Raw genomic sequence first — 6,441 nt, forward strand, 5'->3', positions numbered from 1 at the left:
GTGGCCCCGTTGATTTGCCTACCCAACCAGCCTCAACATCATCGACTGCCGATAGTATTTGCTGTGCAAACGAGCGGGCCTGCGCCACGTCGAACTCCACTGCACCTTCATGAGGCATTGTTACGACCTTGATGAAAATGAGCCCCTCATCTTGGCGTGGCTCACACGTTACCGTCTCTTGGTACCCTTGCTTTGGAGAGTCCGTCATCGCAATTTTGCGCCTAACACCTATTAGACCGCCTAACAGCGGTGTAGCGCAGAGTATCGCGGTTTTTCCATCACTTTCAAATCAATGGAATCCCGCATTAAATCAAGAGTTTAGCTGATAGGCCGCCGTGCTGACGGCACCCATGCTCCCTGGAAACTACCGGTTGGGAACGGCTATATGAGTTACGACCCTGTTTTTAGCGGTGTAACACCTGGCCAGTCACCTCGGCTTCTGGATGCCGTCCGTGCGCAAATCCGCCTACGGCATTACAGCATCCGCACCGAGCAGGCCTATCTGGGTTGGATAAAGCGCTTCATCCTGGCCAACGGCAAACGTCATCCGCGGGAGATGGGCGGCGACGAGGTGACGGAATTTCTCAGCCGGTTGGCGACGGAGGGAAAGGTGGCACCGTCTACCCAGAATCAAGCGTTGGCGGCCTTGCTTTTCCTTTACCGGGAGGTGCTGCAGGTGGAGCTCCCGTGGTTACAGGATGTCGTGCGTGCCAAACGACCGAAGCGTTTGCCCATCGTTCTTTCCGTGGACGAGGTTGCGAGGATGTTGTCCGCAATCCCGGAAGGGGTTCCTGCGCTGATGGCTCGCCTGCTCTATGGCACTGGCATGCGCCTGATGGAATGCCTGCGCTTGCGGATCAAGGACGTGGACTTTGCGCGTCATGAAACATGCGTGCGCGCAGGCAAGGGCAACAAGGACAGGCGCGTGCCGCTGCCGGTGTCGCTGCGCGAGCGCCTGCAACAGCAGCGTGAGTGGGCGCTGGCACTGCACCAAGGTGATCTGGCTGCAGGCGCTGGGCGCGTGCATCTGCCCCATGCCTTGGCGCGGAAGTACCCCGAAGCTGACCGGCAGCCTGGTTGGCAGTACCTGTTTCCGTCGAACAGACTATCGCGTGATCCACGCACGGGACGGCGCGGGCGTCATCATGTCAGCGAGGAAGTGCTGCAACGGGCAATCAAGCAAGCGCGTCTCCAGGTGCGGGTGCTGCAGCCGGCTACCTGCCATACCCTGCGGCACTGCTTTGCTACCCATCTACTCGATGCTGGCTGTGACATCCGCACCGTGCAGGAGCTGCTGGGCCACAAGGACATCGCTACCACGCAGATCTACACCCATGTCCTGGGGCGTGGCGCCGGTGCCGTACTGAGTCCTTCTTTGGATAGGTTGCCGGCGCTGGGGATGACCAGTGAGGATGACGATCTGCATTAGGGAATCAGACGGAACCGCGCTACGCCGTACTCGTCGTATTCGAAGGTATAGCGGTCCGGGTCAACGGCGGTGGCGATATGCTCGCGCGCCTGCGTCTGGTCGCGGCGGCCACAGGCAATCGTGGTGAAGTCCAACGGTGCGCACAGCGTGATCCTTGCCGGGCCGTGCATCCCATCGCAATGGCCGTCGAGTGCTATCCACAGCCGGCCATCCCGTTCGCTCAGTACAAACCCGCCATCACCGAGACCAAGGTGCTCACCGGTGTAGAGCAATACTTCGGGTTCGTCCTTGTTGGTGAACGCGATACGCATGCCGGCGATGTCGTTCCAGTGCTGCACTTCGCCCGGGCCGCTGCTGAACGCAGGGCAGTCGTGGATGCGAAGCTGCAGTTCGTCGGGCGGCAGGTCGTCTTCGTCGAGCAGCCTGTCCTCAGGATCGATGCGCTCGGCGTGGATGTCGAAATCCCAGAGCAACGCGGGAAGGTGCGCATCCACATAGGCGCCGAGTTCGGCAGCGATCACGCGATAGGGGTGGCCGTTCCAACTGCAGGTAGCGACAGCAGGCAGCGGGGGCGGGCAGGCTATGGGCGAGTTCATCGCCTCATTTTGCCGCGCCCCGCTTGTCGGTCAACCGTCGAGCAGCGCCTTGTCGCGCACGGCGCCCTTGTCGGCGCTGGTGGCGAGCAGGGCGTATGCCTTCAGTGCCGTGGTCACCTTGCGCGGGCGCGCTTCGGCCGGCTTCCAGCCCTTGGCATCCTGCTCGCTGCGGCGACGGGCGAGTTCTGCATCGTCCACCAGCAGGTTGATGCCGCGCTGCGGAATGTCGATCAGGATGCGGTCGCCGTCGCGGACCAGGCCAATGGCGCCGCCGGCGGCGGCTTCCGGTGAGCAATGGCCGATGCTCAGGCCGGAGGTGCCACCGGAGAAGCGGCCGTCGGTGAGCAGGGCGCAGGCTTTGCCCATGCCCTTGGATTTCAGGTAGCTGGTCGGGTACAGCATTTCCTGCATGCCCGGGCCACCCTTGGGGCCTTCGTAGCGGATCACCACCACGTCGCCGGCCTGTACTTCGTTGCCGAGGATGCCTTTGACAGCCGCGTCCTGGCTTTCGTAGACGCGTGCATTGCCTTCGAATACATGGATGGATTCGTCCACGCCTGCGGTCTTCACCACGCAACCATCAGCGGCAAGGTTGCCGTACAGCACGGCCAGGCCCCCTTCGCTGGAGAACGCGTGGGCAACATCGCGGATGCAGCCCTCGGCGCGGTCCACATCCAACGACGGCCAGCGCGTGGACTGGCTGAAAGCCACCTGGGTCGGGATGCCTGCCGGGCCGGCCTTGTAGAAGGTGTGCACGGCTTCGTCCCGGGTCTGGGTGACGTCCCATTGCGCGATGGCTGCGCCCAGCGTGCGGCTGTGTACGGTAGATGCATCGGTGTGCAGCAGGCCGCCGCGTGCCAGCTCGCCGAGAATGGCCATGATGCCGCCAGCGCGGTGCACGTCTTCGATGTGGTATTTCTGCGTGTTCGGCGCCACTTTGCACAGCTGCGGCACGCGCCGTGACAGGCGATCGATGTCGCGCTGGTCGAAGGCGACTTCGGCTTCCTGTGCGGCCGCGAGCAGGTGCAGGATGGTGTTGGTGGATCCGCCCATGGCGATATCCAGCGTCATCGCGTTTTCGAAGGCTTCGAAAGTGGCGATGCCACGCGGCAGCACATTGGCTTCTTCGCCGCCGTACCAGCGATGGCACAGTTCGACGATGAGGCGGCCGGCGCGCTTGAACAGCGCTTCACGATCGCTGTGGGTGGCCACGACGGTGCCGTTGCCGGGCAGCGACAGGCCCAATGCTTCGGTCAGGCAGTTCATCGAGTTGGCGGTGAACATGCCCGAGCACGAGCCACAGGTGGGGCAGGCGCTGCGCTCGATCGCCGCTACCTGCTCGTCGCTGATGTTGTCATCGCCGGCAGCGACCATCGCATCGATCAGGTCGAGTTTGTGACCGGCCAGCTTGGTCTTGCCGGCTTCCATCGGGCCACCGGACACGAATACGGCGGGGATGTTCAGGCGCAACGCAGCCATCAACATGCCCGGGGTGATCTTGTCGCAGTTGGAAATGCACACCAGCGCATCGGCGCAGTGGGCATTGGCCATGTATTCGACCGAGTCGGCGATGATTTCGCGACTGGGCAGCGAATACAGCATGCCGTCATGGCCCATGGCGATGCCGTCATCCACGGCGATGGTATTGAATTCCTTGGCCACGCCGCCGGCGGCTTCGATCTCGCGCGCCACGAGCTGGCCGAGGTCCTTCAGGTGCACGTGGCCGGGCACGAACTGGGTGAAGGAATTCACCACGGCGACGATGGGCTTGTGGAAGTCGCCATCGGTCATGCCGGTGGCACGCCACAGGGCGCGGGCGCCGGCCATGTTGCGGCCGGCGGTGGAGGTTTTCGAGCGGTATTCAGGCATGGGGCGAGCGGAGCGTGCTGGCGGAAGTGCAGAGCTTTCGATTCTGCATCAAGTTCCCGGTTGCAGCTGCAACCATCCCGGTGGGGAAAGGGAGGGGGAGTGCGGCGGTTGGCTGGGTGTTGGAGGCTGGCTTTTGGGGGTGTGGTTGCGTCGGGTGCAAGGGCGGAGTTGAAGTCAGCGACGGAGCCAAAGGCGGGAGCAAAAGAAAAAGCAAAAAGCGAAGGCACCCCTCCCCAACCCTCCCCTGCGCTGCGCGCAAGGGAGGGGGCTGTTTGCTGCGATCGTTCGGATTGCGGGGCAGCCGCTTCTACCCCTCCCTTGCGCGCAGCGCAGGGGAGGGTTGGGGAGGGGTGCTTTGGATGTTGCTCTAACCTCCCACCAAAACACCCAAACGGAAACCCCCGAAGAAAACAACGGAACGCAGAAAACCCAGCCGTACCAAGTGTTCCCACGCATCAGCTGAAAATCCGATTCAGCTTCGGGAGCTATCAGGTTTCCGCCTTGCAGCCTTCATCGGGCATCATTGGGCAATCAAATTGACGGGGAACCGACCATGAAGCGATCCAAGGCCACCGCACTGGTGCTGATGAGCGCCGTGCCGCTGCTGCTGACCGCCTGCCAGAAGGAAGAATCCGTGCAGGTGCAGGAAGGGCTGTACACCTCGGTGGAAGCCTGCTCCGAGGCCACTGGCAACCCGTCCAGCTGCCGCGAGGCCTTCGCCAACGCCCAGCAGCAGGCCGCTGATGCCGCGCCCAAGTACGCCAGCAAGGAAGAGTGCGCCAAGGAGTACCCGGCCGAGCAGTGCGTACAGCAGCACACCAGCGCGGGTACCTCGTTCATCGGCCCGATGATGATGGGCTTCTTCATGTCGCAGATGCTCAACGGCAGCCGTGGTGCCGTGGCCGCTCCGCCGGCCGCGCAGCCGGCATTCAAGGACAAGGCCAATGGTTGGGCCAAGCCCGCACCTGGCGGCAGTGGTGGCCTGAACACGGCCAGCGGCATTGGTGCAGGCAAGGCCGGCCTGGCCCCGGTCAGCGCCGAGCCCAATCGTGCCGTCACCGCCAGCCGTGGTGGCTTTGGTGCGCGTAGCGGTGGCCGCAGCAGCGTCGGCGGTTGATGCAGTGAAGCGTGTAGCAATTGCCGAGCGTGGCAACTGGCGGGACCGTGCCGCTGAGGCAGGGTTCCGTTTCCACACCATCGACGGTGCGCCGTACTGGGATGAAAGCGCGTACTACGCTTTCACCCTGCGCCAGATCGAGAACGATATCGAAGACCCCAGCGCCGAGCTGCATGCCATGGCGCTGGATCTGGTTGACGAGGTGGTAGCCAGCGAGGCGCTGATGGCGCAGTTGGCCATCCCGGAGGCATTCCGCGATTGGATCGCCGAAAGCTGGCGTCGCCGCGAACCGCACCTCTACGGTCGGCTGGATTTTGCCTATGACGGCAATGGCCCGGCCAAGCTGTACGAGCTGAACTACGACACGCCAACCTCGCTCTACGAAGCGTCCTTTTTCCAGTGGCAATGGTTGGAAGACCAGCGCAACCGTGGCGCTTTGCCGCAGCAGGCGGATCAGTTCAACTCCATCCACGAAACCCTGGTGGAGCGGTTTGCAGAGCTGACGTCGCGTCTGCCGCCGCCGCTGTATTTCAGCGCGGTGGGGGAGTCCGAGGAAGACCAGGGCACGGTGGCCTACCTGCGCGATTGCGCGGCGCAGGCCGGGCTGCGTGCGGCCGCCATCGCCATCGAGGATATCGGCTTGTCGGCGGACGGGCGTTTCACCGATCTGGATGACGTGGTGATCGGCAGCCTGTTCAAGCTGTACCCGCTGGAAGACCTGATGCGCGAGGAGTTCGGCGCGGCCTTGCCGCGTTCGGGTGTGCAGTTGCTGGAACCAGCCTGGAAAGCGGTGCTCAGCAACAAGGGCATCCTGCCGTTGTTGTGGCAGCGTCATCGTGGCCATCCCAATCTGCTGGAATCGCACTTTGACGACGGCAGCACGCTGCCAGCCGGTTGGGTGCGCAAGCCGCTGCATTCGCGCGAAGGCGCCAACGTGGCCATGCACATGAATGATGGCAGCTGGCAGGAGAGCGAAGGCCCCTACACCGGCCCCAGCATCCGCCAGGCCTTCCATGCCTTGCCGGTGTTCGAAGGCAACTATCCGCTGGTGGGCAGCTGGGTGGTGGGCGACCGCGCCTGTGGTGTTGGCATCCGCGAGGACAACAGCCGCATCACCCGCGACAGTGCGCGTTTTGTGCCGCACGCCATCATTGATGATGCGCCCCAAGGCACGACGCGGATCTATCTGTAAGCACGGCGCAAGCCGCCAAGCCGCCAAGCCGCCAAGCAGGCAATGCCGGAAATGCCCCTGTAGAGCCGAGCCATGCTCGGCACGTGTGTTTGTGCCCCTCTCCCGCGTGCGGGAGAGGGGGTGGGATGAGGGCAGCTTTTCGGGCATTGCCGGTGAAGCTTTTGCCGAGCATGGCTCGGCACTACAGGTTGGCATTACCGGTGACGCCCCTGCCGAGCATGTCATGGCACGGCTTTTT

5 protein-coding genes are annotated in these 6,441 nt (G+C 63.3%); 3 read left to right on the plus strand and 2 right to left on the minus strand.

Annotated features, from left to right (window positions below; genetic code table 11):
- Nucleotides 1–385 precede the first annotated feature (385 nt).
- Nucleotides 386–1,429: an integron integrase gene (locus tag RT460_RS04150; RefSeq protein WP_313317333.1), complete on the plus strand. Its 1,044-nt coding sequence runs from the start codon at nucleotides 386–388 to the stop codon at nucleotides 1,427–1,429.
- Here RT460_RS04150 and RT460_RS04155 read toward each other — a convergent pair.
- A complete protein-coding gene (locus tag RT460_RS04155; protein WP_313317335.1) occupies nucleotides 1,426–2,025 on the minus strand; it encodes a hypothetical protein in 600 nt (199 codons plus the stop codon). The two genes, RT460_RS04150 and RT460_RS04155, sit on opposite strands and share 4 nt — an antisense overlap.
- A gap of 30 nt (nucleotides 2,026–2,055) precedes the next feature.
- Nucleotides 2,056–3,894, minus strand: coding sequence for a dihydroxy-acid dehydratase (gene ilvD, locus RT460_RS04160; protein WP_313317337.1), 1,839 nt, complete (start codon nucleotides 3,892–3,894; stop codon nucleotides 2,056–2,058).
- A gap of 553 nt (nucleotides 3,895–4,447) precedes the next feature.
- Here ilvD and RT460_RS04165 point away from each other — a divergent pair.
- On the plus strand, nucleotides 4,448–5,011 hold the full coding sequence (locus tag RT460_RS04165; protein ID WP_313317339.1) for a DUF1190 domain-containing protein: 564 nt from the start codon (nucleotides 4,448–4,450) through the stop codon (nucleotides 5,009–5,011).
- Nucleotides 5,012–5,015: 4 nt separating this feature from the next.
- A complete protein-coding gene (locus tag RT460_RS04170) occupies nucleotides 5,016–6,203 on the plus strand; it encodes a glutathionylspermidine synthase family protein (protein ID WP_313317340.1) in 1,188 nt (395 codons plus the stop codon).
- Nucleotides 6,204–6,441 lie beyond the last annotated feature (238 nt).

Source organism: Stenotrophomonas sp., assembly GCF_032061965.1.
Taxonomy (GTDB): Bacteria; Pseudomonadota; Gammaproteobacteria; order Xanthomonadales; family Xanthomonadaceae; genus Stenotrophomonas.